At 71.9% G+C, this 23,026-nt stretch carries 22 protein-coding genes; 14 read left to right on the forward strand and 8 right to left on the reverse strand.

The genetic code is table 11. The annotated features are described in order from the left end of the window. The first annotated feature begins 1 nt into the window (after position 1). The 4 genes from dnaJ (at position 2) to MJ604_RS16640 (ending at position 5,390) form a co-directional block, all read left to right on the forward strand. On the forward strand, positions 2-1,195 hold the full coding sequence (gene dnaJ / locus MJ604_RS16625) for a molecular chaperone DnaJ (RefSeq protein WP_243059619.1): 1,194 nt from the start codon (positions 2-4) through the stop codon (positions 1,193-1,195). A gap of 126 nt (positions 1,196-1,321) precedes the next feature. After that, positions 1,322-1,753 (forward strand): heat shock protein transcriptional repressor HspR, encoded by a 432-nt coding sequence (locus tag MJ604_RS16630; RefSeq protein WP_243059620.1) that lies wholly within the window; start codon positions 1,322-1,324, stop codon positions 1,751-1,753. 21 nt (positions 1,754-1,774) lie between these two features. After that, positions 1,775-4,381: an ATP-dependent chaperone ClpB gene (gene clpB / locus MJ604_RS16635; RefSeq protein WP_243059621.1), complete on the forward strand. Its 2,607-nt coding sequence runs from the start codon at positions 1,775-1,777 to the stop codon at positions 4,379-4,381. A 13-nt stretch (positions 4,382-4,394) separates the two neighbouring features. Continuing rightward, positions 4,395-5,390 (forward strand): hypothetical protein, encoded by a 996-nt coding sequence (locus MJ604_RS16640; protein WP_243059622.1) that lies wholly within the window; start codon positions 4,395-4,397, stop codon positions 5,388-5,390. Here MJ604_RS16640 and MJ604_RS16645 read toward each other — a convergent pair whose 3' ends face one another. Further along, entirely contained in the window at positions 5,391-6,560 is a 1,170-nt protein-coding gene (locus tag MJ604_RS16645; protein ID WP_243059623.1) for a pyridoxal phosphate-dependent aminotransferase, read from the reverse strand. It lies immediately after the preceding gene. Positions 6,561-6,637: 77 nt separating this feature from the next. Between MJ604_RS16645 and pyrE the strand changes: the two genes are divergently transcribed. Then, positions 6,638-7,162, forward strand: coding sequence for an orotate phosphoribosyltransferase (pyrE, locus tag MJ604_RS16650; RefSeq protein WP_243059624.1), 525 nt, complete (start codon positions 6,638-6,640; stop codon positions 7,160-7,162). A gap of 11 nt (positions 7,163-7,173) precedes the next feature. Here the strand turns inward: pyrE and MJ604_RS16655 are convergent, their stop codons facing one another. Then, the gene (locus MJ604_RS16655) at positions 7,174-7,926 is read right to left on the reverse strand and encodes a DedA family protein (protein ID WP_243059625.1); all 753 of its coding nucleotides are present in this window, start codon (positions 7,924-7,926) and stop codon (positions 7,174-7,176) included. 110 nt (positions 7,927-8,036) lie between these two features. On the opposite strand from MJ604_RS16655, the gene MJ604_RS16660 reads away from it, so the two are divergent. Together MJ604_RS16660 and MJ604_RS16665 are read left to right on the forward strand one after the other, a co-directional pair. Beyond that, positions 8,037-8,675 carry a TrmH family RNA methyltransferase gene (locus tag MJ604_RS16660; RefSeq protein ID WP_243059710.1) on the forward strand — a complete coding sequence of 213 codons (639 nt, stop codon included), beginning with the start codon at positions 8,037-8,039 and terminating at the stop codon, positions 8,673-8,675. Further along, positions 8,668-8,970, forward strand: coding sequence for a hypothetical protein (locus tag MJ604_RS16665; protein WP_243059626.1), 303 nt, complete (start codon positions 8,668-8,670; stop codon positions 8,968-8,970). Before MJ604_RS16660 ends, MJ604_RS16665 begins: the two co-directional genes overlap by 8 nt. A 7-nt stretch (positions 8,971-8,977) precedes the next feature. Here the strand turns inward: MJ604_RS16665 and MJ604_RS16670 are convergent, their stop codons facing one another. Genes MJ604_RS16670 through MJ604_RS16680 form a run of 3 tightly spaced genes read right to left on the reverse strand, consistent with a single transcriptional unit; the run spans position 8,978 to position 10,845 of the window. Further along, positions 8,978-9,469, reverse strand: coding sequence for a SigE family RNA polymerase sigma factor (locus MJ604_RS16670; protein WP_243059627.1), 492 nt, complete (start codon positions 9,467-9,469; stop codon positions 8,978-8,980). Further along, positions 9,466-10,338, reverse strand: coding sequence for a hypothetical protein (locus MJ604_RS16675; protein WP_243059628.1), 873 nt, complete (start codon positions 10,336-10,338; stop codon positions 9,466-9,468). Before MJ604_RS16675 ends, MJ604_RS16670 begins: the two co-directional genes overlap by 4 nt. Before the next feature lie 33 nt (positions 10,339-10,371). Beyond that, positions 10,372-10,845, reverse strand: a complete 474-nt coding sequence (locus MJ604_RS16680; protein WP_243059629.1) for a TIGR00725 family protein — start codon at positions 10,843-10,845, stop codon at positions 10,372-10,374. A gap of 89 nt (positions 10,846-10,934) precedes the next feature. Here MJ604_RS16680 and fbaA point away from each other — a divergent pair, with 89 nt between their 5' ends. Next, positions 10,935-11,966 (forward strand): class II fructose-bisphosphate aldolase, encoded by a 1,032-nt coding sequence (gene fbaA / locus MJ604_RS16685; protein ID WP_243059630.1) that lies wholly within the window; start codon positions 10,935-10,937, stop codon positions 11,964-11,966. Between the two features lie 80 nt (positions 11,967-12,046). On the opposite strand, the gene MJ604_RS16690 is transcribed toward fbaA, so the two are convergent. Next, on the reverse strand, positions 12,047-13,561 hold the full coding sequence (locus MJ604_RS16690; protein ID WP_308194152.1) for a DHA2 family efflux MFS transporter permease subunit: 1,515 nt from the start codon (positions 13,559-13,561) through the stop codon (positions 12,047-12,049). Positions 13,562-13,599: 38 nt separating this feature from the next. Between MJ604_RS16690 and MJ604_RS16695 the strand changes: the two genes are divergently transcribed. Then, the gene (locus tag MJ604_RS16695; RefSeq protein ID WP_243059631.1) at positions 13,600-14,025 is read left to right on the forward strand and encodes a DUF3151 domain-containing protein; all 426 of its coding nucleotides are present in this window, start codon (positions 13,600-13,602) and stop codon (positions 14,023-14,025) included. Here the strand turns inward: MJ604_RS16695 and lysS are convergent. After that, entirely contained in the window at positions 14,012-15,709 is a 1,698-nt protein-coding gene (lysS, locus tag MJ604_RS16700) for a lysine--tRNA ligase (protein WP_243059632.1), read from the reverse strand. The two genes, MJ604_RS16695 and lysS, sit on opposite strands and share 14 nt — an antisense overlap. A 290-nt stretch (positions 15,710-15,999) precedes the next feature. Between lysS and MJ604_RS16705 the strand changes: the two genes are divergently transcribed. After that, positions 16,000-16,998 (forward strand): helix-turn-helix domain-containing protein, encoded by a 999-nt coding sequence (locus MJ604_RS16705; RefSeq protein ID WP_243059633.1) that lies wholly within the window; start codon positions 16,000-16,002, stop codon positions 16,996-16,998. Here MJ604_RS16705 and MJ604_RS16710 read toward each other — a convergent pair. Next, positions 16,995-17,879 (reverse strand): diacylglycerol kinase family protein, encoded by an 885-nt coding sequence (locus MJ604_RS16710; protein ID WP_243059634.1) that lies wholly within the window; start codon positions 17,877-17,879, stop codon positions 16,995-16,997. The two genes, MJ604_RS16705 and MJ604_RS16710, sit on opposite strands and share 4 nt — an antisense overlap. Before the next feature lie 116 nt (positions 17,880-17,995). On the opposite strand from MJ604_RS16710, the gene MJ604_RS16715 reads away from it, so the two are divergent. From MJ604_RS16715 to purB, 4 genes are all read left to right on the forward strand, one after another. Continuing rightward, on the forward strand, positions 17,996-19,279 hold the full coding sequence (locus MJ604_RS16715; RefSeq protein ID WP_243059635.1) for an adenylosuccinate synthase: 1,284 nt from the start codon (positions 17,996-17,998) through the stop codon (positions 19,277-19,279). Between the two features lie 17 nt (positions 19,280-19,296). After that, on the forward strand, positions 19,297-20,166 hold the full coding sequence (locus MJ604_RS16720; protein WP_243059636.1) for a catalase: 870 nt from the start codon (positions 19,297-19,299) through the stop codon (positions 20,164-20,166). Between the two features lie 11 nt (positions 20,167-20,177). Then, a complete protein-coding gene (gene purD / locus MJ604_RS16725; RefSeq protein WP_243059637.1) occupies positions 20,178-21,437 on the forward strand; it encodes a phosphoribosylamine--glycine ligase in 1,260 nt (419 codons plus the stop codon). Positions 21,438-21,579: 142 nt separating this feature from the next. Next, the gene (purB, locus tag MJ604_RS16730; RefSeq protein WP_243059638.1) at positions 21,580-23,007 is read left to right on the forward strand and encodes an adenylosuccinate lyase; all 1,428 of its coding nucleotides are present in this window, start codon (positions 21,580-21,582) and stop codon (positions 23,005-23,007) included. Positions 23,008-23,026: the final 19 nt, after the last annotated feature.

Raw genomic sequence — 23,026 nt, forward strand, 5'->3', positions numbered from 1 at the left:
CGTGAGCAGCAGCACGGAGGGGTTCCGGGCCGACTGGGCCAACAAGGACTTCTACAACCAGCTGGGGGTCAAGAAGGACGCCTCGGCCGAGGAGATCAAGAAGGCCTACCGCCGGCTGGCGCGGGCGAACCACCCCGACTCCAACCCCGGCGACGCCGCCAAGCACGACAAGTTCAAGTCGGTCGCCGAGGCGTACGACGTCCTCGGTGACGCCGACAAGCGCGCCAAGTACGACGAGATGCGCAAGCTGTACGCCGGTGGTGGCTTCCGCGGCGGGTTCCCCGGTGGCTACACCAACACCGGCACCGCCGGCGGCGGCGGCAACGTCGGCTTCGACCTCAACGACCTGCTGCGCGACCAGGCCAGCCGGGGCGGTGGCTTCGGCGACCTCTTCGGCGACCTGTTCCGCGGCGGCCGGCAGCAGCAGCAGCGCCGGTCGCAGAAGGGCAGCGACGTCGAGACGACCGCGACCATCGGGTTCAACGACGCCATCGAGGGCGTCACGATCTCGCTGCGGCTGACCGCCGACTCGGCCTGCGCCGACTGCAAGGGCACCGGTGGCAAGCCCGGCACCAAGCCCAAGGTCTGCCCGCAGTGCGAGGGGGCCGGCTTCGTGACCGGCTCGGCCGGCGGCGCGTTCGCGATCAACGAGACCTGCCCCGGCTGCGGTGGTCGCCAGCTCGTCTACGACGAGCCCTGCCCGACCTGCCACGGCAACGGCCGCGGCCTCTCGGCGCGCACCATCCAGGCCCGCATCCCCGCGGGTGTGAAGGACGGCCAGAAGATCCGGCTGCGCGGCAAGGGCGCGGCCGGCGAGAACGGCGGACCCGCCGGCGACCTGTTCGTCACGGTCAAGGTCTCGCCGCACCGGCTGTTCGGTCGCAAGGGCGACAACCTCACCATCGACGTCCCCGTCTCCTTCGACGAGCTCGCCCTCGGCGCGGACATCAAGGTGCCGACCCTCGGCGGCGCGCCGGTGACCCTCAAGGTCCCGGCCGGCACGCCGAACGGCCGCACCTTCCGGGTGCGCGGCAAGGGCGCCACCAAAGCCGACGGCACGAAGGGCGACCTGCTCGCCACCCTCGAGGTGCAGGTGCCGGCGGTGCTCGACGCGAAGGCACGCGCCGCGGTCGAGGCCTACAAGTCGGCGACGTCCGCGAAGCCGCTGCGCTCGAAGCTCTTCGAGGAGGCATGACGTGCCCGGCCCGCGACCGCCGTTCGAGCCTCCCAGCCCCGACGCTGCCGTGCAGTGCACCCCACGACGTTCTTCGTCTCCCCCGCTTCGCTCCTCCGCCGAACAACGTCGCAGGGACCCCGCGCGATGAGAACAACACCTCCGCCGCAACCCGATCCTGATGCCGCCCTGTTCGTCATCAGCGTCGCGGCCGAGCTGAGCGGCCTGCACCCGCAGACCCTGCGCACCTACGAGCGGATGGGGCTGATCAGCCCCAACCGCACCGGCGGCGGTGGTCGCCGCTACTCCTTCCGCGACATCGAGCTGCTCCGCGAGATCTCCGAGCTGACGTCCTCGGGCATCGGCATCGAGGGGGTCCGCCAGATCCTGGAGCTGCAGAACCGCATCGCCGCACTGGTGCAGCGCAACCAGGAGCTCGCCGCCGAGCTCGAGGCGACCCGCGACGCCCTGCGCCGGACCCTGCGGTCCCGCGAGAGCGTCGCCGCACCCAACAAGCTTCCAGTGCTGCGCGAGCCAGAGCCCGGCCAGTCGGTCGTGGTCTGGCGGCGCGGTCGCTGATCCACTGACAGGAGAGACGACATGAGTCAGTTCGGGGCCGACAAGTTCACGACCCGCAGCCGGCAGGCGATCGAGTCCGCCCAGGTCTCCGCCACCACCGCCGGCAACACCCACACCGAGCCCATCCACCTGCTGGTCGCGCTGCTGCGCCAGGACGACGGCACCGCCGGCAACCTGGTCGCCAAGGCCGGGGTCGACGTGGGCACCCTGCTGCCGCGCGCCGAGACCGCGCTGCACGCGCTGCCGACCGCCACCGGGGCGACCGTCCAGCAGCCGTCCGGCTCGGCCGCGCTGACCCGCGTGCTCGCCAGCGCGCTCGACCTCGCCGCGAGCATGCAGGACGAGTACGTCGCCGCCGAGCACCTGCTGATCGCGCTGGCGACCGTCGAGAGCAGCGCCCAGCGGGTCCTCACCGAGGCGGGCCTCACCGAGGCCGGGCTGCGCGAGAGCCTCACGGCCGTGCGCGGCAACCGGCGCGTCACGAGCCAGGACGCGGAGTCGACGTACAAGGCACTGGAGAAGTACTCCGTCGACCTCACCCAGGCCGCCGAGGAGGGCCGGCTCGACCCGGTCATCGGACGCGACACGGAGATCCGGCGCGTGGTGCAGGTGCTGTCGCGGCGTACCAAGAACAACCCGGTCCTGATCGGCGAGCCGGGCGTCGGCAAGACCGCCGTCGTCGAGGGGCTCGCGCAGCGCGTGGTCGCCGGCGACGTGCCCGACTCGCTCAAGGGCCGGCGCGTGCTCAGCCTCGACCTCGCGGCGATGGTCGCAGGGGCGAAGTTCCGCGGCGAGTTCGAGGAGCGGCTCAAGGCCGTGCTCGAGGAGATCAAGGACGCCGGCGGGCAGGTCATCACGTTCATCGACGAGCTGCACACGGTCGTCGGCGCGGGTGCGGGCAGCGACTCCGCGATGGACGCGGGCAACATGCTCAAGCCGATGCTCGCGCGCGGCGAGCTGCACCTCGTGGGGGCGACCACGCTCGACGAGTACCGCCAGCGGATCGAGAAGGACCCCGCGCTGGAGCGCCGCTTCCAGACGATCTTCGTGGGCGAGCCCTCCGTCGAGGACACCGTGCAGATCCTGCGCGGCATCCAGGAGAAGTACGAAGCGCACCACGGCGTCCGCATCACCGACGCCGCGCTGGTCGCCGCGGCCACCCTGTCCGACCGCTACATCAGCGGCCGCCAGCTGCCCGACAAGGCGATCGACCTGATCGACGAGGCGGCGTCCCGGCTGCGGATGGAGATCGAGTCCTCCCCGGAGGAGATCGACAAGCTCCGGCGGCTCGTGGAGCGGCTCAAGATGGAGGAGTTCGCGCTCGAGAAGGACGCCGGGGAGGCCTCCAAGGAGCGGCTCGAGACCCTCCGCGGCGAGCTCGCCGACCGGCAGGAGGAGCTGCGCGCTCTGGAGGCCCGCTGGGAGAAGGAGAAGTCCTCCCTGGAGGGCGAGGGCGAGCTGCGCCGCCGCCTCGACGCCGTCCGGGTCCAGGCCGAGAAGCTGATGCGCGAGGGCGGCGAGGAGAACCTCCGCCGCGCCTCCGAGATCCTCTACGTCCAGATCCCGCAGCTCGAGAAGTCGCTGACCGCCTCGGTCGCCGCCGAGGACACCTCGACCCTGGAGCCGCTGGTCGGGGAGCAGGTCGGCGCCGAGCAGATCGCCGACGTCGTCGAGGCGTGGACCGGGATCCCCACCGGGCGGATGCTCGAGGGCGAGACCGCGAAGCTGCTCCGGATGGAGGACGTCATCGGCGAGCGCCTGGTCGGCCAGCGCGCCGCGGTGGCCGCCGTCAGTGACGCCGTACGCCGCTCGCGGGCCGGCATCAGCGACCCCAACCGGCCGACCGGCTCGTTCCTGTTCCTCGGCCCGACCGGCACCGGCAAGACCGAGCTGGCCCGGGCGCTCGCGGACTTCCTGTTCGACGACGAGCGCGCGATCGTGCGCATCGACATGAGCGAGTACTCCGAGAAGCACTCGGTGGCCCGCCTGGTCGGTGCCCCTCCGGGCTACGTCGGGTACGACGAGGGCGGCCAGCTCACCGAGGCCGTACGCCGGCGCCCCTACTCCGTCGTCCTGCTCGACGAGGTCGAGAAGGCGCACCCGGAGGTCTTCGACATCCTGCTGCAGGTCCTCGACGACGGCCGGCTGACCGACGGCCAGGGCCGCACCGTGGACTTCCGCAACACGCTGCTGATCCTGACCAGCAACCTCGGCTCCAGCTACCTGGTCGACCCGACCCTCGACCCGGACAAGAAGCGCGAGGCGGTGCTCGCCGTCGTGCGGTCGTCGTTCAAGCCGGAGTTCCTGAACCGGCTCGACGAGATCGTGCAGTTCGACGCCCTGAGCAAGGACGAGCTGAGCCACATCGTGGACCTGCAGCTGGCGCTGCTGGAGAAGCGGCTGGCGGTCCGCCGGATCACGATCGCGGTGACCGACGCCGCGCGCACCTGGCTGGCCGACACCGGGTACGACCCGGCGTACGGCGCCCGTCCGCTGCGCCGGCTGGTCCAGAGTGCGATCGGCGACCCGCTGGCGCGGCTGCTGATCGCCGGTGACGTCGTCGACGGCACCCGGGTGAGCGTCGACGTCACACCGGACGGCGACGGACTGTCGCTGGGGGTCGCGTGATGGAATGGGCCGCGTGAGCGAGCCCAGCCCGGCGCGACCGCGGCAGGTGACCCTGGCCGCGTGGTTGATCATGGTCGGCTCCGTCATCGTCGTCGCGATGGTGTTCGACCAGGTCGCCGGTCTGCACACGCTGGAGACCCGCGCGTCGGTCGAGAAGTTCCTGTCGGAGCCCCCGGGCAACGACCTCGGCATCAGCGCCGACGCCGTGCTCACGCTGCTGCGCACCGTCGCGATGGTCGCCGCCGGCTGTGCGACCGCCGCCGCGATCCTCGGCTACCAGGTGCTGCGGCGCAGCCGCAGCGCCCGGATGGCGCTCTCGGTGATCGCGGTGCCGCTGTTCCTGACCGGCCTGGTCACCGGCGGCTTCGTGTCGTCGGTGGTCGCCGCCTCCGCGGTGATGCTGTGGCTGCAGCCGGCCCGCGACTGGTTCGACGGGATCACCCGGCAGCCGGCCCCGGCCGCCGGCGCGGCGCCGGCGCCGGTGGGTCCCCCGCCGGCCGGTCAGCCGGCGCGGCCCGCGCCGTACGCCGCGCCGTACCCCGCGCCGTACCCCACGCCGTACACCGTCCCGGCGACGCGCCCTCGGGCCGTGGTGTGGGCGTGCGTGCTGACCTGGGTCTTCTCGTCCATCGCGATCCTCGGGATGGTCGGCGCCGGGGTCGCGCTCGCGCTCGAGCCGCAGCCGCTGATCGACCGGGCCCGCGAGCAGAACCCCGAGCTCAGCGCGCAGGGCGTCACCGACAACCTGCTGCTCGGGGTGACGTTCGCGATGGTGGTGGCGCTGGTGCTGTGGTGCATCTCCGCGATCGTGCTGGCGGTCTTCACGTTCCGCCGCGCCGAGTGGGCGCGGATCATGCTGGTGATCTGCGCCGGCACCGCCGCCGCGCTCAGCCTCGCCGGGCTGGTGTTCGGCGCGTTCCTGCTGGCGTTCTCGCTGGTCGGCTCCGTCGCCGTGGCGGCGTTGCTGATCCGGCCGGACGTCCGGCCGTGGTTCGCCAAGCAGCGCTAGTCAGGGTGTGCGGGACAGGGCGGTGAGGTCGGCCGCCGCGAGGCGGCGGATGCCCTCCTCGATGACGTCCATGTCCTTGCAGAACGCCCAGCGCACCAGGTGCCTCCCGGCGTCGGAGTCGTAGAACCCCTCCGTCGGGATCGCGACCACGCCGGCCCGCTCGGGCAGCGCCAGGCAGAACTCGGTGCTGTTGGCCCAGCCGAGCGACGAGATGTCGGTCGTCGCGAAGTAGGTGCCCTCCGGGACCTTGACGTCGAAGCCGACCAGCGCCAGCCCGGTGCAGAGCCGGTCCCGCTTGGCGCGCAGCTCGGCGGCGAGCCCGGCCGGGAAGTCCGGTGCCTCGTCGAGCGCGTGCGCGACCGCCGGCTGCAGCGGCGAGCCGGACGTGAAGGTCAGCCACTGCTTGGCGGCCAGCACCGCGCCGACCAGCTCGGCCGGGCCGGTGGCCCAGCCGACCTTCCAGCCCGTGAACGAGTACGACTTCCCGGCGCTCGACAGCGTGAGCGTCCGCTCGAACATCCCGGGCAGGGTCGCGATCGGGACGTGCTCGCTCTCGTCGTACACGAGGTGCTCGTAGACCTCGTCGGTGATCACGACCAGGTCGTGCAGGATCGCCACGTCGGCGATCTCCTGGAGCTCGCCGCGGTTGAGGACCGTGCCGGTCGGGTTGTGGGGGGAGTTGAGCAGGATGAACCGGGTCTTCGGCGTGACCGCCGCCCGCAGGTCGTCGCCGTCGAGCCGGAAGTCCGGGCCCTCCAGGGTGATCGGGCGCCGGACGCCGCCGGCCATCTGGATCATCGCGACGTAGGAGTCGTAGTAGGGCTCGAGCACGATGACCTCGTCGCCCGGGTTCACCAGCCCGAGCAGCGCGGCGGCGATGCCCTCGGTGCAGCCGGTGGTGACCACCACCTGCGAGTCGGGGTCGAGCTCGATGCCGTAGTGCCGCAGCTGGTGCGCCGCGACCGCCTGCCGCAGCGCCGGGATGCCCGGACCGGGTGCGTACTGGTTGGCGCCGCTCTCGAGCGCGTGCACCGCTCGGGCGATCACCTCCGGCGGGCCGTCGACGTCCGGGAAGCCCTGGCCCAGGTTCACCGACTGGGTGCGCGCGGCGAGCGCGGACATGGTGGTGAAGATCGTCGGCGGGATCCCGTCGAGCCGATGCGACAACATGAGGTCGACCCTAGCCTCGCCGTCCCGGCACGGCGGTCGAGCGGGGCCGCGGCCGCGCCCCCGATACCCTCAGCCCCGTGGACGAGACGCTGGCTGCCGACATCGACGCGATCTGCCGACTGACCGGGGAGTTCACGCTCCGCTCCGGTCAGCAGGCGACGGAGTACTTCGACAAGTACCTCTTCGAGGCCGACCCCGGCCTCCTCGCGCGGGTCGCCCGCGAGATGGTCGGGCTGCTGCCCGACGACACCGAGCTGCTCGGCGGCCTCGAGCTCGGCGGCGTGCCGATCGCGACCATGGTCAGCAGCCTCACCGGGACGCCCGCGCTGTTCGTGCGCAAGAAGGCCAAGGAGTACGGCACCTGCAAGCTGGCCGAGGGGCAGGACGTCGCCGGCCGCCGGGTCACCCTCATCGAGGACGTGATCACGACCGGCGGCGCCGTACGCGACGCGACGCGGGCGCTGCGCGAGGCCGGCGCCGTCGTCGAGGTCGTGGTCTGCGCGATCGACCGCAGTCCCGAGGGTGAGAACCCGCTCGCCGACGTCGGCCTCGAGGTGCGCCCGGTGCTCACCAAGGCGCAGCTGGACGCCGCCCGGGGATAGTCCGGCGCGACTCAGTCGTGCTGGGTGGTGTCCATGCCCATGATGTCGCGATCCGGCAGGCCGTCACCGTCGTTGTCGTCGGCCAGGTGGCTCGACGTACGCCGGTGGCGTCGCCACTCCCACGCGATCGGGACCACCGTGAAGGCCAGGATCACCAGGATCGCGTAGTCGATGTTCTCCGACAGGAACGGGCCGACGCGGGGCACGTTGCCGAGGAAGTAGCCCAGCAGCAGGATGCTGCCGACCCACAGCACGGCGCCGATGAAGCTCCAGACGAAGAAGCGCCGGCGATCCATGCGGGTCACGCCGGCCACGACAGTGATGAAGGTCCGCACGAACGGCACGAACCGGCCGATGACCAGCGCCTTGCTGCCGTGCAGCTCGAAGAACGCGTGGGTCTGGTCGAAGTACTTCTTCTTGAGGAACCGGCCCTCGCGCTCGTACAGGGGCGGCCCGATGGCCCGGCCTATCTCGTAGCCCACGACGTTGCCGAGGAAGGCGGCGCCGGTGAGCAGCACGAAGGCGATCACCAGCTCCGCGAGCGGCGTCCCCGGGAACAGGTCGATCTGCTCGCCGGCGATGAAGAGGCCGAGGGCGAACAGCAGGGTGTCGCCGGGGAGGAACGGGAAGAACAGCCCGCACTCGATGAAGATGATGACGAGGCTGATCCAGAAGAGCTCGGCGCCGAACCGGTCCAGGAGCCACTCCGGATCCATCCAGTCCATGCCCAACAGCAGCGGCTGCTGCGCGAGGACGTCGATCACGCCCTAACGGTACCTGCCGGTACCCAGCCTGTCGGGAGCCATCCCCTACCGTTTCGGGGGTGGGCGAGGAACGGGACCGGGTGGAGGACGCACGCGCGCCGTACGACCCCATGCCGCACGGGCGGGACGAGGTCGGTGTCGGCCCCTGGGAGGGCCCGCTGCCCGAGGGCGAGCAGTACGACGCGGTGCTGCTGGCCGAGGGCGACCGGCGCAACGTGGTCGACCGCTACCGGTACTGGACGGTCGAGGCGATCGTCGCCGACCTCGACACCCGCCGGCACGACTTCCACGTCGCGATCGAGAACTGGCAGCACGACTTCAACATCGGGACGATCGTGCGCTCGGCGAACGCGTTCCTCGCCGCGGAGGTGCACATCGTCGGCAACCGGCGCTGGAACCGGCGCGGCGCGATGGTGACCGACCGCTACCAGCACGTCCGGCACCACCCGACGGTCGCGGAGCTCGCGGCGTACCTCCACGAGCGGGACGTCGTGCTGCTCGGCATCGACAACCTGCCCGGTTCGCTGCACCTCGAGACGGCCACCGTGCCGAGGAAGGTGTGCTTCCTGTTCGGACAGGAGGGTCCGGGCCTGTCCGAGGGCGCCCGGGAGGCGTGCGACGGGACGTTCTCGATCGCGCAGTTCGGCTCGACGCGCTCCATCAACGCCTCCGCTGCCGCCGCGATCGCGATGCACTCCTGGGTGCGGGAGCACGCCGACCTCTCCGGCGGGGATGCGTGGCGTGGCTAACCCCGAGCGGCCCGAGGTCGTCTGCATCTGCGGCTCGATCCGGTTCGCGGCCGAGATGAGTGCGGCGAACCGCGAGCTGACCCTCGCCGGCGTCGTCGTCCTCGCGCCCAGCGCCTTCGCGCCGGCCACCGACGAGGAGAGAGCCGCGCTCGGCGCCCTCCACCTGCGCAGGATCGACCTGGCCGACCGGGTCCTGGTCGTCAACCCCGGCGGGTACGTCGGCGAGTCCACGACCAGGGAGATCGCCTACGCCCGCGCGGCCGGCAAGCCGGTCTCGTTCACCGATCCGGTCTGAGCGGTCGTCACTCGGCCAGGGAGAGCGCGTCGTGCAGCTTCTCCAGTCCGCGCGACGAGTGGCTCTTCACCGTGCCCTGGCTGATCCGCAGCTCCTGGGCGGTCTCCGCGACCGAGAGCCCGAGCCAGTGCCGCAGCACCACGACCTTGCGCTGCATGGTCGGCAGCGCCTGCAGCGCCTCGAAGAGCGCGGAGCGCTCCTCGACGGGCAGCGGGTCCGGGGCCTGCTGGTCCCGATCCGGGAGCCCCAGCTGCTCGCGGCGCCACGGCCGCCGGTGCTCGTCGATGTTGGCGCGCACGATGATCGTGCGGACGTAGGCCTCCTCGTGGCCGTCGCGGTGGATCCGCGGCCAGGCGACGTACAGCTTCACCAGCGCGGTCTGCACCAGGTCGTCGGCGCGGTGCCAGTCGCCGCAGATCGCGTAGGCGACCCGTCGCAGGTGGGTACGGCGAGCGCCGACGAACTCCGAGAACGCGAGGTCCCGAGACTCGCGGTTCATCGCAGGCCTTCGCCCGAGGAGTACTGCCCGCGGGCGTACGTGAGCAGCTCGTCGAACGTCGCGCCGACGGTGTCCCGGGGCGGGGTGGTGATCACGTCCAGCTCGCCGTCGATGACGCGCCACACCACGAAGTAGGACTTGTCGTCGTCCGAGACCGTGACGACCGCGGCGCCCGTGGGGGTGCCGGCCTCCGCGAAGCTCGCGCCGAGGTCCGGGTCGTCCGTGCGTTGCAGGATCCGAGCTCCGGGCGCCGCCACGACCTCGCCCCGGGCGTCGAGCCGGACCGTCGCCGGCCAGCCGTCGGCACCTGGCTGGGCCGAGCCGACCTGGGCCGCGACCCAGTCGGCGAAGCTCGCCCACCCGTTGCTCGGGGCGGTCGCGCTGTAGCCGCTGCCGCCGTCGCGGTACTCGGCGAGCACCCACATCCGCTGACCCTCGTAGGTCAGGTCCAGCGCGTCCGACAGCGACGGCCGGTCGTAGTCGAACGGGTTGACCAGGTGGCGGTGCACGACGACGCCCTCCCGGATCTGGAGTGCCCCGTCGTGGTAGCGGACCGGGGTGTCGTCCTCCCACGCCGGCCCGGTCGCCGTCACGTCGGGCGCCACGTCGGGCACGACCGGCGGCGACGACGGCGTCACCGACGTGGTCGGCTCGCTGGCGGGGCCGACCGAGCCGCCGCCCCCCGACGGACCGGACGTCGCGAACGCGATGCCGGCGACGGCGCCCACGACCAGCAGCAGGCCGGCGCCCTCGGTGAGCCGGCGGCGCCGCACGGCGTCGCGGCCGCGGGTGAGGATCAGGTCGAGGTCGTCGATCGGCGGGCCGTCGTCGAAGGCCCGGTCGAGCTCGTCGCGGATGTCGGTGTCCATACGTGGGATACGCAGCTCGTCGGCGATCGGTTGTCAGGTCAGGAGATCCAGGATCGCGGCGAGCGCGGTCTCGGCGTCCGCGACGACCGGGCCGACGTCCTCGGGCAGGTCCCACGGGTCGACGAGCACCAGGGGTACGCCGGTGCGGCGGGCCAGGGCGATCTCGCTGAGCGTGCCCCAGCTGCAGCCGACCGCGACCACGGCGTCCGCCGCCCGCACGACCAGCCCGTTGCGCAGCTCGCCCAGGCCGGTGGGCAGCAGGTAGGTGTGCTCCGGGGTGCCGGTCGACCGGTCGTCGCCGGGCATCAGGCCGATCGAGACGCCGCCGGCCCGGCTCGCGCCGCGGGCGGCGGCCTGCATGACGCCGTGGTGGCCGCCGGTGAGCAGCACCGCCCTGGCCGCGGCGAGCGCGGTGCCGACCGCCTCGGCGGTGGCGAGGTCGGACGCCCGCGCGCCGTCGGCCGGGCCGACGACGGCGACGTACCGACCGGCAAGGACCTGGGTCACGATCCCGAGGCTAGACGCCCCCTCGGTCGACCGACGGGTAGCCACTAGGGTGGAAATCGCCGTTCCGGACGTCACTGAGGAGCTCTGCCATGCCGATCGCAACCCCCGAGAAGTACGCCGAGATGCTGGACGCCGCGAAGGCGGGCGAGTTCGCGTTCCCGGCCATCAACGTGTCTTCGTCGCAGACGCTGAACGCTGCGTTGCAGGGCTTCGCCGAGGCCGGCGCGGACGGCATCATCCAGGTCTCCACGGGCGGCGCGGAGTACCTCTCCGGTCCGACGGTCAAGGACATGGTCAGCGGCTCGGTCGCATTCGCGGCGTACGCCGCCGAGGTCGCGAAGAGCTACCCGGTGAACATCGCGCTGCACACCGACCACTGCCCCCAGGACAAGCTGGACGGCTTCGTGCGGCCGCTGCTCGACATCTCCGCCGAGCGCGTGAAGCGCGGCGAGGCCCCGCTGTTCCAGTCGCACATGTGGGACGGCTCGGCCGTCCCGCTCGAGGAGAACCTGTCGATCGCCGAGGACCTCCTCGAGCGCTGCATCGCGGCGAAGATCATCCTCGAGATCGAGGTCGGCGTCGTCGGCGGCGAGGAGGACGGCGTCGAGAACGCCATCAACGACAAGCTCTACTCGACCCCGGAGGACGCCATCGCCACCGCGAAGGCGCTCGGGTACGGCGACCGCGGCTACTACATGACCGCGCTGACGTTCGGGAACGTGCACGGCGTCTACAAGCCGGGCAACGTGAAGCTCCGCCCCGAGGTCCTCAAGGAGGCCCAGGAGGCCGTCGTGAAGGAGTTCGGCCTCGACGCCGGCTCCAAGCCGTTCCACCTGGTCTTCCACGGCGGCTCGGGCTCGCTGCCCGAGGAGATCGCCGCCGCGGTCAGCTACGGCGTCGTCAAGATGAACGTCGACACCGACACCCAGTACGCCTTCACCCGCCCGGTCGCCGCGCACATGTTCACCAACTACGACGGCGTCCTCAAGGTCGACGGCGAGGTCGGCAACAAGAAGCAGTACGACCCGCGCGCCTGGGGCAAGGCCGCCGAGGCCGGCATGGCCGCCCGCGTCGTCGAAGCCTGCGAGCACCTCAACTCCGCCGGCAAGTCGATCGGCTGAGGAACGAGGTCGCGACCGGCGTGTCGAGACCCAGCGAGACGAAGTAGGGCGGTGACCACTGGGTCGCCGCCCTACGTCCGTCACGGGGTCTCGACAGGCTCGACCGCCGGAGCCGCCCCGCCCGCGGCCGGGAAGCCGGTGTGCCGCGGCCGCTCGAAGCAGAGCGCGGCGACCAGGCCGAGCAGCAGCACGCAGGCGGGCAGCAGCAGCGACTGCGCCATCGCCTTCGAGAACTCGTCGGCGACGACGGCCGGCATCGTGCTCGAGCCACCGGCCTCGGGACTGGTCGCCCCGCTGAGGCCGAAGTGCGCGAGCCGGGCGTCCATGAGCACGGCGATCGCGGCCGAGCCGAGGACGCCGCCGACCTGGCGCGACGCGTTGTAGACGCCCGAGCCGGCGCCGGCCGACTGCAGCGGCAGGTTGCGCATCGCGGTCGCGGAGACCGGCGCCCAGATGCAGGCGTTGCCGACGCCCATCAGGCTCATCGGCAGCACCAGCTGCCAGACCGCGGAGTCGGGCGTCATCTGGCTCGACAGCCAGAAGAACGAGGTGGCGATCACCGCGAAGCCGAAGCCGACGATGATCCGCGGGTGGATCGAGTCGGTGAGCCTGCCGACCGGGCGGGACAGCACGATGACCATCACCGCCATCGGGACCAGCAGCAGCGCCGCCTCCGTGGGGGAGTACCCGCGCACCGCCTGGGCGTAGATCATCAGCGGGAAGCCGATCGCGGTGAGCGAGAAGCCCATCACGCCGATCGCGGTGTTGCCGAGCGAGAAGTTGCGGTCGCGGAACAGCGAGAGCGGCACCAGCGGCTCGCGGGTGTTCTTCCACTGCCAGAACACGAACAGCGCGAGCACCACGGCGCCGGTGACGATCATCGCGATGATCCAGCCGGCCCAGTCCTCCTGCTGGCCCTCCTGGATGCCGAACACGAGCAGGAACATGCCGACGCCGGAGAGCACGACGCCGAGCCAGTCGAAGGAGTGCTGGTGCGTCTCGAGCACCGGCACCAGCCGCATCGCCAGGACGAAGGCCACGATGCCGACCGGGACGTTGACGAAGAAGATCCACTCCCAGCCGAGCCCGTCGACCAGGACGCCGCCGAGAACCGGGCCGATCACCATCGACACACCGGACGTCGCGCCCCACAGGGCCATCGCCTTGCCGCGCTCGGCGGCGGGGAAGATCCGCGTGATGATCGCCATCGTCTGCGGGGTCATCAGCGCCGCGCCCAGGCCCTGCACCACCCGGGCGACGATCAGCATCTCGATGCTGCCGACCAGCCCGCACCACAGCGAGGCGAGCGTGAAGACCGACAGTCCGGTGAGGTAGAGACGGCGCGGCCCGAACCGGTCGCCGAGCCGCCCGGTGATCAGGATCGGGACGGCGTACGCCAGGAGGTAGGCGCTGCTCACCCAGACGACGGAGTTGACGTCCGTGTCGAGGTCCTCGATGAGCGCAGGGGCCGCGACCTGCACGATCGTCATGTCCACGAGGAGCATGAAGAAGCCGAGGCAGAGGGCGAACAGCGCCGGCCAGGGCCGCTTGTCGCCGACGGCCGGGGGCGCGTGCGTGGTGTCGGTGTCGGTCACAAACACCACTCAACACCCGACCATGGACAATGCTTCCCATGACTTCTTTCGGCAACGACCTGATGGCCGGCCCGCCGCCGACCCACCTGCCCGAGGACCCCGCGGCCGCCGAGCTGGTGCCGGGGGCCGACGCGATGGACGTCGTACGCCGCCACCCCGAGTCGCCGCTGGCCTGGGCCACGCTGGCCACCCTGGCCGCCGACGAGGAGGACGACCCGGTCACGATCTACGCGTACGCACGCGTCGGCTACCACCGCAGCCTGGACCTGCTGCGCCGCAACGGCTGGAAGGGCCACGGCCCGGTGCCGTGGGAGCACGAGCCGAACCGCGGCTTCCTCACCTGCCTGGCGCTGCTCGCGCTGGCGGCCGAGGCGATCGGCGAGACCGCGGAGGCCGAGCGGTGCTTCGGGTTCCTGCGCGACTCCAGCCAGACCGGGTACGACGCGCTGCTCAGCGAGGACTGATCAGCGACCGCACCTTGTCGGCGCCGAGCGCGAGGAACAGCGTCGGGAGACGCGGCCCGCGGTCGGCGTCGACCAGCAGGTTGTAGAGCAGCTTGAAGAAGTCCTTCTGGTCCTGCTTCACCTGGTCGGTCGGCGCGTCGTCGAGCCCGAGCCCGCGAGCGAGCTTCGGCACGCCGTAGATCAGCGTGGTCGTGTCGTCGAGCTCGAGCTCGTCGGGCAGCCGGTCGAGCAGCTGGGCCAGCCAGAGCTCCTCGTCCTCGGACAGCGCCGCGAGACGCTCGGTGTCCGCGGACTCCCGCACGGTGGTGCGGTCCTCGGCGGGCACGTACTCCGCCACCCAGGCCATCGCCTTGCCGAGCCGCGGCTGGAGGTCCTCCGCGGGCGCGCCGACGATCCGGTTGATCTGGGAGACCTCGCCGTTGGTCACGTCGGCGACCGACGACAGCACGCGGAACGACGCGATCACCGAGGGCGTCGGAAGCGTCCCGGCCGCCGCGGTCGACGACGCGCGCTCGTACGCCAGCACCTGGGCGTCGCGCTTCTCCGGGTTGGCGGCCTTCTTGCCGAGCGCGTCCCACTCGTCGTACAGCCGCACGACCTCGGCGCCGAAGTCGATGTTGAACGCCTGCTTGGGCGCGCGGCGCGCGTAGAGCCAGCGCAGGATCGGCGCCTCGAGGATCTTGAGCGCGTCCGCGGCGGTGGGCACGCCACCGGCGGACGACGACATCTTCTGCACGCCGGCGAAGCCGACGAACGCGTAGGCGACGTACGACGGCGCGCGGAACCCGAAGACCCGCTTCACCAGCTCCTTGCCGACCGTGTACGACGAGCCGGGGGTCGAGTGGTCGAGGCCGCCCGGCTCGAAGTCGACGCCCTCGAAGGCCCAGCGCATCGGCCAGTCGACCTTCCACACGAGCTTGCCCTCGTGCTGGGTCGCGACGTTGGTGACGCCGGTGAACCCACACGACGAGCAGGTGTAGGACAGGTCGGTCGACGCGTCGTCGTACGCCGTGACCTCGACGGTGTCGCGGCCGCACTGGCGGCAGTAGGGCTTGTAGGGGAAGCGGGCCAGCGCGCCGCTGCCGGCGGGCTCGTCGTCCTCGTCGGCGACGGAGTCCTCGAGCGCGGCGGCCTCCTGGTCGTTCTCCGGCTCCGGCTCGGCCTTCTTGGTGCGGTGCTTGGCCAGCACCTCCTCGATGACGTCGCGGTTCTTGATCGCGTGGAGGACCTGCTCGGTGTACGCGCCGGCGCGGTACTGCTCGGTCTGCGACACCTCCTCCATCTCGATGCCCATCTCGGCGAGGGCGGCGCGCAGCGGGGCCTTGAAGTGCTCGGCCCAGTTCTCGTGGCACTCCCACGGGTCCGGTACGGCGGTCAGCGGCCGGCCGATGTGCTCGGCGAACGACGGGTCGACGCCGGCGGGCACCTTGCGGAAGCGGTCGTAGTCGTCCCAGCTGTGCAGGTGGCGCACGGCGATGCCGCGACGGCGGATCTCCTCGGCGACGAAGTGCGGGGTGATGAACTCGCGCAGGTTGCCCAGGTGGATCGGGCCCGACGGGCTCGCGCCGGAGGCGCAGGTGATGACGTGGTCGTCGCCGAACTCGCTGTGGGCGTGGCGGATCGCCTCGTCAGCGGCCCGGGTCACCCAGTCGTGGGGCTCGCCGGACGGTGCGCCTCGTGCCATGTCTGTTGCTCCTGCTGCGGTGGGGTGCGTGCAGCAGGCAACGCTACCGGGCGACCGCGTCGCCCGGCCGGGGCAGGGCAGAAGGGCCGGAGCCTCCGTGGGGCCCCGGACCTTCGCCGTGCGTCCCGCAGCACGATCGATCCCCCGATGCTGGTCGTGCCGGGTGTGCCGCGACCCCGAGAGAACCCGCGGCCGGATGACGCGCCGGAATCCTTTCACTGACCGCTCCGTGCCACCGGGCGAGAAGCGGACGCTGTCACCAAGTTGCCAGTTCGCCTATCCTGCGGTGCATGGCCCGCTCCGCGCCGACGTCGGTGCTGACCGCGCTCGGCTTCACGCCGGCGGTCGACCGGCTCTACCAGCAGGTGCGCACGCACTCCGGCCGCCAGCTCCCGCGGGTCGCCGCCGCGACCTTGCGGACGCCGGGCGAGCTGCTCGAGGACCTCGACCCGCTGGTGCGCGCCGGGATCGTGCGGCTCGACGGCGACGAGCTCGTGGTGGAGCCGCCGGCCGAGGCGCTGCGGATCATGGTGGCGGCCCAGGCCGTGCATGCCGAGCGGACCCTGCACCGGCTCGAGGGACTCGCCGAGGCGGTCGCGCTGCTCGCCGACGAGGCCCACGTCGGGCTCGATGACCACGACGAGACGATGCCGATCGACGGCGAGGTCGTCACCGCGTCCGACCCGACCCGCATCTACGCGATGGTCCGCGACCTGGTCCGGCACAGCCGCGGCGACCTGCTCTGGCTGCGCCCCGACCAGTGGCGCAGCCCGAACGAGTCCAAGATGGCCGCGCTCGTCGAGGACGCGCTGCGCCAGGGCGGGCGCACCTCCCGCGCGATCTACCCGCTGCACGTGACCCGCGAGGCGCCCGGGGTGCTCGCCGCCCGGGCCGCGGCCGGGGAGGAGGTCCGGCTGCTGCCCGTGGTGCCCAGCCGGATGCTCGTGATCGGCGACACCCACGTGCTGCTGCCCGACCGGCTCGGGTACGCCGACATCCCGCTCGTCGTGGTCCGCCAGACCGCGGTCGTCGAGGCGGCCGCACAGTGGTTCGAGCTGCTCTGGGAGCGGGCCGCGACGCCGGCCGCCGGTCGCCCGGAGGCGCGGCGCGACCTGCGCCGGTTCCTGCTGCAGCAGCTGGCCGACGGCGCCCACGACGAGCAGATCGCCCGCAACCTCGGCATCAGCCTGCGGACGGTACGCCGCCGCGTCGCCGACCTGATGCTCGAGCTCGGGGCCGACACCCGCTTCCAGGCGGGCGTCGAGGCGACGCGCCGCGGGTGGCTCTAGCCGGGCAGGACCATCTGGTACGCCTCCGGTACGACCCGCCAGGTCCGGTGCGTCTCCGGTCCGTAGATCTCACCGTCCGCGCTGCAGTGGAACGGGCCGCCGGAGACGAAGACCTCGCGGCCGCGGAGGTAGGTCACGTCGTCGCGCTTGTGATGGGTCGCGAAGCCCAGCCGGCCGGCGTACAGGAACCGCGCCAGCGGGCCGGTGGACCGCGAGATCATCACGTCCAGCATCCCGTCGTTCGGGACCGCCTCGGGCGTCAGCTCCGCGCCGCCACCGACCGAGGATCCGTTGCCCACCGCGACCTGCAGCACCGGGTCGTCGAGGTCGCGGACGACCTTGCCGTCGACCTCGACCCGGACGCGGACCGTCGCCGGCCGGAGCGCGGTCCGGAGGGCGCCGATCGGGTAGCCGATCCGGCCGAGGCGCTTCTTCAGGCCGGCGGCGCGCACGCTGGCCTCCGCGCCGGCGCCGACGTGCACGCCGTTCACCACGATGCCGCCGACCTCGTCGAGGATCAGGTCCATCGGCTGGGGCCTGCCGCTCAGCAGCGCCCGGGCAGCCTCCTCCGGGTCGAGCGGGATCCCGACCGCGCGGGCGAGGTCGTTGCCGGTCCCCAGCGGGATCAGCCCGATCACCGCGTCGCGGAGCTGGTTGCGCCGGTGCAGCGCGGAGAGCACCGCGTGCAGGCTGCCGTCACCGCCCGCGACCACGATCCGCCGCGACCCGGCGCGGTGCAGGACGCCGTCCAGCTCGTCGGGCCGGGAGGTCTTGCACAGCTCCACGGACGCCTGCTGGCGCAGCGTGTCGAGCGCGGCCGCCAGGTTCTCCTCGTCCGTGGAGCCCGCCGAGCGGTTGGCGATGACGAGGAGTGGGTCCACGACGCCGACCGTAACCGACGACGAGTCAGGGGACCCCGGCGCGCCTTTGGTAACGTATCGCCGCAAGAGCTCCGGTGCTGTTGTGCCGGGGCTTCTCTCATTCCAGGAGGCAGAGCATGCCCGCCATCGCGATCATCGGTGCCCAGTGGGGCGACGAGGGCAAGGGCAAGGCGACCGACCTGCTCGGCAGCCGCGTCGACTACGTGGTGAAGTTCAACGGCGGCAACAACGCGGGCCACACCGTGGTCATCGGTGACGAGAAGTACGCCCTGCACCTGCTGCCCAGCGGCATCCTCAGCCCCGGCGTCACGCCGGTCATCGGCAACGGCGTGGTCGTCGACCTCGCGGTGCTGTTCGAGGAGCTCGACGCCCTGATCGCCCGCGGTGTCGACGTGAGCCTGCTCAAGGTCAGCGCCAACGCGCACGTGATCGCGGACTACAACCGCACGATCGACAAGGTCACCGAGCGGTTCCTCGGCAGCCGCCGGATCGGCACGACCGGCCGCGGCATCGGGCCGACGTACGCCGACAAGATGAACCGGATCGGCATCCGCATCCAGGACATCTTCGACGAGAAGATCCTGGCGCAGAAGGTCGAGGGCGCCCTCGACCTCAAGGGCCAGATCCTCACCAAGATCTACAACCGCCGTCCGCAGACCGTCGAGGAGACCGTCGAGGAGCTGCTCGCGTACGCCGAGCGGCTGCGGCCGATGGTGTGCGACACCGGCCTGCTGCTCAACCAGGCGCTCGACCGAGGCGAGACCGTGCTGCTCGAGGCCGGTCAGGCCACGCTGCTCGACGTCGACCACGGCACCTACCCGTTCGTCACGTCGTCGTCGGCGACCTCCGGCGGCGCCTGCACCGGCTCCGGCATCCCGCCGACGCGGCTCGACCAGGTCATCGCGATCGTCAAGGCGTACACGACCCGCGTCGGCGAGGGCCCGTTCCCGACCGAGCTCCACGACGACAACGGCGAGCACCTGCGCAAGGTCGGCGCGGAGTACGGCACCACCACCGGCCGGCCGCGCCGCTGCGGCTGGTACGACGCGGTGATCGCCCGCTACGCCGCGCGCGTCAACGGCGTCACGGACTTCGTGCTCACCAAGCTCGACGTGCTCACCGGCCTCGAGAAGGTCCCGGTCTGCGTGGCCTACGACGTCGACGGCGTCCGTCACGACGAGATGCCGGTCAACCAGAGCGACTTCCACCACGCCGTGCCGATCTACGAGTACCTCGACGGCTGGTGGGAGGACATCTCCGACGCCCGCGAGTTCTCGGACCTGCCGGTCAACGCGCAGCGGTACGTCGAGGCCGTCGAGGCGATGTCGGGCGCGCGGATCTCCGCGGTCGGTGTCGGCCCGTCGCGGGCCGCCACGGTCGTGAGACACGAGCTGATCTGAACCGCTAACGTCCGGGCATGATCGAGCCGAAGGCAGCCGTCGATCGGCTGCGTGCGGCCTTCGGGGGCCCGGACCACCATCGCACCCTGCACGCGAAGGGCCGGTTCTACGCCGGCACCTTCACGGCCACCCCTGAGGCGGCCGAGCTCGGTCGCGCCCTGCACCTGAACGGCGAGCCCGTGCCGGTCGTGGTGCGTTGGTCGAACGCCGGTGGCAACGCCGACGTACCGGACAAGAAGCCGGACATCCGCGGCATGGCCGTGAAGTTCCGGCTGCCCGACGGCTCGTCGACCGACCTGCTCGGGCAGACGGCGCGGCGGTTCCCGACCGACAGTCCCGAGGACTTCATCGCGATGACCGAGGCCTCGCGCAAGCCGGCGCTGGTCCCGCTCTTCATGCTGCGGCACCCGGGCATGGCCGGTGCGATGCTCGACGGGCTGCGGAGCAAGGCGGTGGCACCGCATCGCAGCTTCGCCGAGCCGACGTACTACCCGATCCACGCGTACGGCTGGCGGGACGTCGGCGACCGGCTCAGCTGGGTCCGCTACTCGTTCGTCCCGCAGGGCGTCGCGTCGCCGGCGCGGGCCTTCGACGGGCCGGACCGGCTGTTCGACGAGATGGCGGCGCGGCTCGCGCAGGGGCCGGTGCGCTTCGACGTACGCCTCCAGGTCGCGGGAGCCGGCGACGACCCGCACCGGGCGACGTCGGTCTGGAAGCAGGCGCGCGAGGTCCTCGGCGGCACCATCGAGGTCACCGACGAGCTGCCCGACCAGGACCCGATGATCTTCGACCCGACCCGGGTCGTCGACGGCATCGAGCTGTCCGACGACCCGATCCTGCGGTATCGCCCCTTGGCCTATGGGGAGTCGATCAACCGCCGCACCTAGGCTTGGGGTCCGTGAAGACCCTCGTCGTTGGCACCGGTGGTCGTGAGCACGCGCTCGCGCTGGCCCTCTCGCTCGACCCCGCGGTGACGGAGGTGCACGCGGCGCCCGGGAACCCGGGCATCGCCGCGGTCGCGACGCTGCACGACGTCGACCCGATGTCGGGACCGGCCGTGGCCGAGCTGGCCGTGTCGCTCGGCGCCGACCTCGTGGTCGTCGGCCCGGAGGCGCCGCTGGTCGCGGGGGTCGCGGACGTCGTGCGGGAGCGCGGGATCGCGGTGTTCGGACCGTCCGGTGCCGCTGCGCAGCTCGAGGGATCGAAGGCGTTCTCCAAGGACGTGATGGCCGTCGCCGGCGTGCCGACCGCGCGGTCGTTCACCTGCGACACCGAGGCCGAGGTGGAGGCGGCGTTCGACGAGCTCGGTGCGCCGTACGTCGTGAAGGACGACGCGCTCGCCGCGGGCAAGGGCGTCGTCGTCACCCGCGACCGTGACGAGGCGCTCGCGCACGCGCGTGCGTGCGGGCGCGTGGTGGTGGAGGAGTTCCTCGACGGCCCGGAGGTCTCGCTGTTCGCGATCTGCGACGGGACCACGGCGTACGCGCTGCAGCCCGCGCAGGACTTCAAGCGGATCTTCGACGGCGGTCGCGGTCCCAACACCGGCGGCATGGGCTCCTACACGCCGCTCACCTGGGCGCAGCCCGACCTCGCCTCGGTGGTGCTCGACCAGGTCGTGCACCCGACGCTGGCCGAGATGAACCGACGCGGAACGCCGTTCGTCGGCTGCCTGTACGTCGGCCTCGCGCTGACCGCGGCCGGGCCGCGGGTCATCGAGTTCAACGTGCGCTTCGGCGACCCGGACATCCAGCCGGTGCTGGCCGTCCTGGACTCACCGCTCGGTGTGCTGCTGGCGGCTGCGGCCGGCGGCCGCCTGGCCGACGTCCCCGCGCCGGAGTTCCGCGGCGGCGCCGCGGTCACCGTCGTGCTCGCCTCCGCCGGGTACCCGGAGTCCTCCTCGAAGGGCGACGTCATCACCGGCGTCGAGGCCGCCGGCGAGACCGCGGACGTCATCCACGCCGGCACCGCGGTCGTCGACGGCTCGCTCGTCACCGCCGGCGGCCGGGTGCTCGCCGTCCGCGCTCTCGGCGCCGACGTCGCCTCCGCCCGCGCCGCGGCGTACGCCGCCGCCGACCACATCTCCTTCGACGGCCTGCAGCGCCGCACCGACATCGCCTCCGAGCCCCTCGGCGTCGTCGAGGGCGCCTCCCTACGTTGAATCGGGACTTTCCGTCCGTCGAGTCGTGACCTTCCGTCCGTTGAGTCGGGAGTTCTCGTCAGCGGACGCAGAAACTCCCGATTCAACGGACCGGAACTCCCGATTCGACCGACAGAAAGTCCCGACTCAACGTCGTGGGAGAATGAGGGACGTGACCGTGCCGAACGTCCTCGCCACCCGCTACGCCTCCGCCGAGCTCGCTCGCATCTGGTCGCCCGAGCACAAGATCGTGCTGGAGCGGCAGCTGTGGATCGCGGTGCTGGAGGCCCAGCGCGACCTGGGGATCGACGTCCCGGACGGCGTGATCGAGGCGTACCGCGACGTCGTCGACAAGGTCGACCTCGAGTCGATCGCGGCCCGGGAGCGGGTCACCCGGCACGACGTGAAGGCGCGGATCGAGGAGTTCTCCGCCCTCGCCGGTCACGAGCACATCCACAAGGGCATGACCTCGCGCGACCTGACCGAGAACGTCGAGCAGCTCCAGGTCCGTGACTCGCTGGCACTGGTGCGCAACCGCGCGGTCGCGACGCTGGCCCGGCTCGCGCGGCTGGCCGCCGAGCACGAGGCGACCGTGATGGCCGGCCGGTCGCACAACGTCGCCGCGCAGGCGACCACGCTCGGCAAGCGGTTCGCGACGGTCGCTGACGAGATGCTGATCTCGGTGGACCGGGTCGAGGACCTGCTGTCCCGCTACCCGCTGCGCGGCATCAAGGGCCCGATGGGCACCGCCCAGGACATGCTCGACCTGCTCGACGGCGACGCCGCCAAGCTGCAGCAGCTCGAGGAGCGGGTCGCCCACCACCTCGCCTTCCGCAACGTGCTGACCAGCGTCGGCCAGGTCTACCCGCGCAGCCTCGACTTCGACGTGGTCTCATCGCTCGTCCAGCTCGCGGCCGGACCCTCGAACCTCGCGACCACGATCCGGCTGATGGCCGGCAACGAGCTGGTCACCGAAGGCTTCCAGGAGGGCCAGGTCGGCTCCTCGGCAATGCCGCACAAGATGAACAGCCGCTCCTGCGAGCGGGTCAACGGCCTCGCGGTCGTGCTCCGCGGCTATCTCGCGATGATCGGCGAGCTCGCCGGCGACCAGTGGAACGAGGGGGACGTCTCCGACTCCGTCGTACGCCGCGTCGCGCTGCCCGACGCGTTCTTCGCGATCGACGGGCTGTTCCAGACGTTCCTGACCGTGCTCGACGAGTTCGGCGCGTTCCCGGCCGTGATCCAGCGCGAGCTGGACCGCTACCTGCCGTTCCTCGCCACCACCAAGGTGCTGATGGCCGCGGTCCGCAACGGCGTCGGCCGCGAGTCCGCGCACGAGGCGATCAAGGAGGCCGCGGTCGGCACCGCGCTCGACATGCGCAAGGGGCGGGCCGAGAACGACGTGTTCGTGCGGCTCGCCGCCGACGAGCGGCTCGGGCTCACCGCCGACCAGCTCGCGACCCTGGTGGCCGAGCCGATCACGTTCACCGGCGCCGCGGTCGACCAGGTCCAGACGGTCGTACGACGCGTCGCCGACGTCACCGCGAAGCACCCCGAGGCGGCGGCGTACTCACCGGGCGCGATCCTCTAGAAGCTCGCCTGCAACGCTC

This window comes from Nocardioides sp. SR21, assembly GCF_022761125.1.
Lineage (GTDB): Bacteria > Actinomycetota > Actinomycetes > Propionibacteriales > Nocardioidaceae > Nocardioides.

Excerpts from the sequence above, each read along its gene's own strand:
- purB (WP_243059638.1), top strand. The coding sequence starts at position 21,580 with ATGAGGGACGTGACCGTGCCGAACGTCCTCGCCACCCGCTACGCCTCC.
- lysS (WP_243059632.1), bottom strand. The coding sequence starts at position 15,709 with ATGGCACGAGGCGCACCGTCCGGCGAGCCCCACGACTGGGTGACCCGG.
- MJ604_RS16720 (WP_243059636.1), top strand. The coding sequence starts at position 19,297 with ATGATCGAGCCGAAGGCAGCCGTCGATCGGCTGCGTGCGGCCTTCGGG.
- MJ604_RS16705 (WP_243059633.1), top strand. The coding sequence starts at position 16,000 with ATGGCCCGCTCCGCGCCGACGTCGGTGCTGACCGCGCTCGGCTTCACG.
- fbaA (WP_243059630.1), top strand. The coding sequence starts at position 10,935 with ATGCCGATCGCAACCCCCGAGAAGTACGCCGAGATGCTGGACGCCGCG.
- MJ604_RS16695 (WP_243059631.1), top strand. The coding sequence starts at position 13,600 with ATGACTTCTTTCGGCAACGACCTGATGGCCGGCCCGCCGCCGACCCAC.
- MJ604_RS16630 (WP_243059620.1), top strand. The coding sequence starts at position 1,322 with ATGAGAACAACACCTCCGCCGCAACCCGATCCTGATGCCGCCCTGTTC.
- MJ604_RS16670 (WP_243059627.1), bottom strand. The coding sequence starts at position 9,469 with ATGAACCGCGAGTCTCGGGACCTCGCGTTCTCGGAGTTCGTCGGCGCT.
- MJ604_RS16715 (WP_243059635.1), top strand. The coding sequence starts at position 17,996 with ATGCCCGCCATCGCGATCATCGGTGCCCAGTGGGGCGACGAGGGCAAG.
- clpB (WP_243059621.1), top strand. The coding sequence starts at position 1,775 with ATGAGTCAGTTCGGGGCCGACAAGTTCACGACCCGCAGCCGGCAGGCG.
- MJ604_RS16660 (WP_243059710.1), top strand. The coding sequence starts at position 8,037 with ATGCCGCACGGGCGGGACGAGGTCGGTGTCGGCCCCTGGGAGGGCCCG.
- MJ604_RS16675 (WP_243059628.1), bottom strand. The coding sequence starts at position 10,338 with ATGGACACCGACATCCGCGACGAGCTCGACCGGGCCTTCGACGACGGC.
- MJ604_RS16645 (WP_243059623.1), bottom strand. The coding sequence starts at position 6,560 with ATGTTGTCGCATCGGCTCGACGGGATCCCGCCGACGATCTTCACCACC.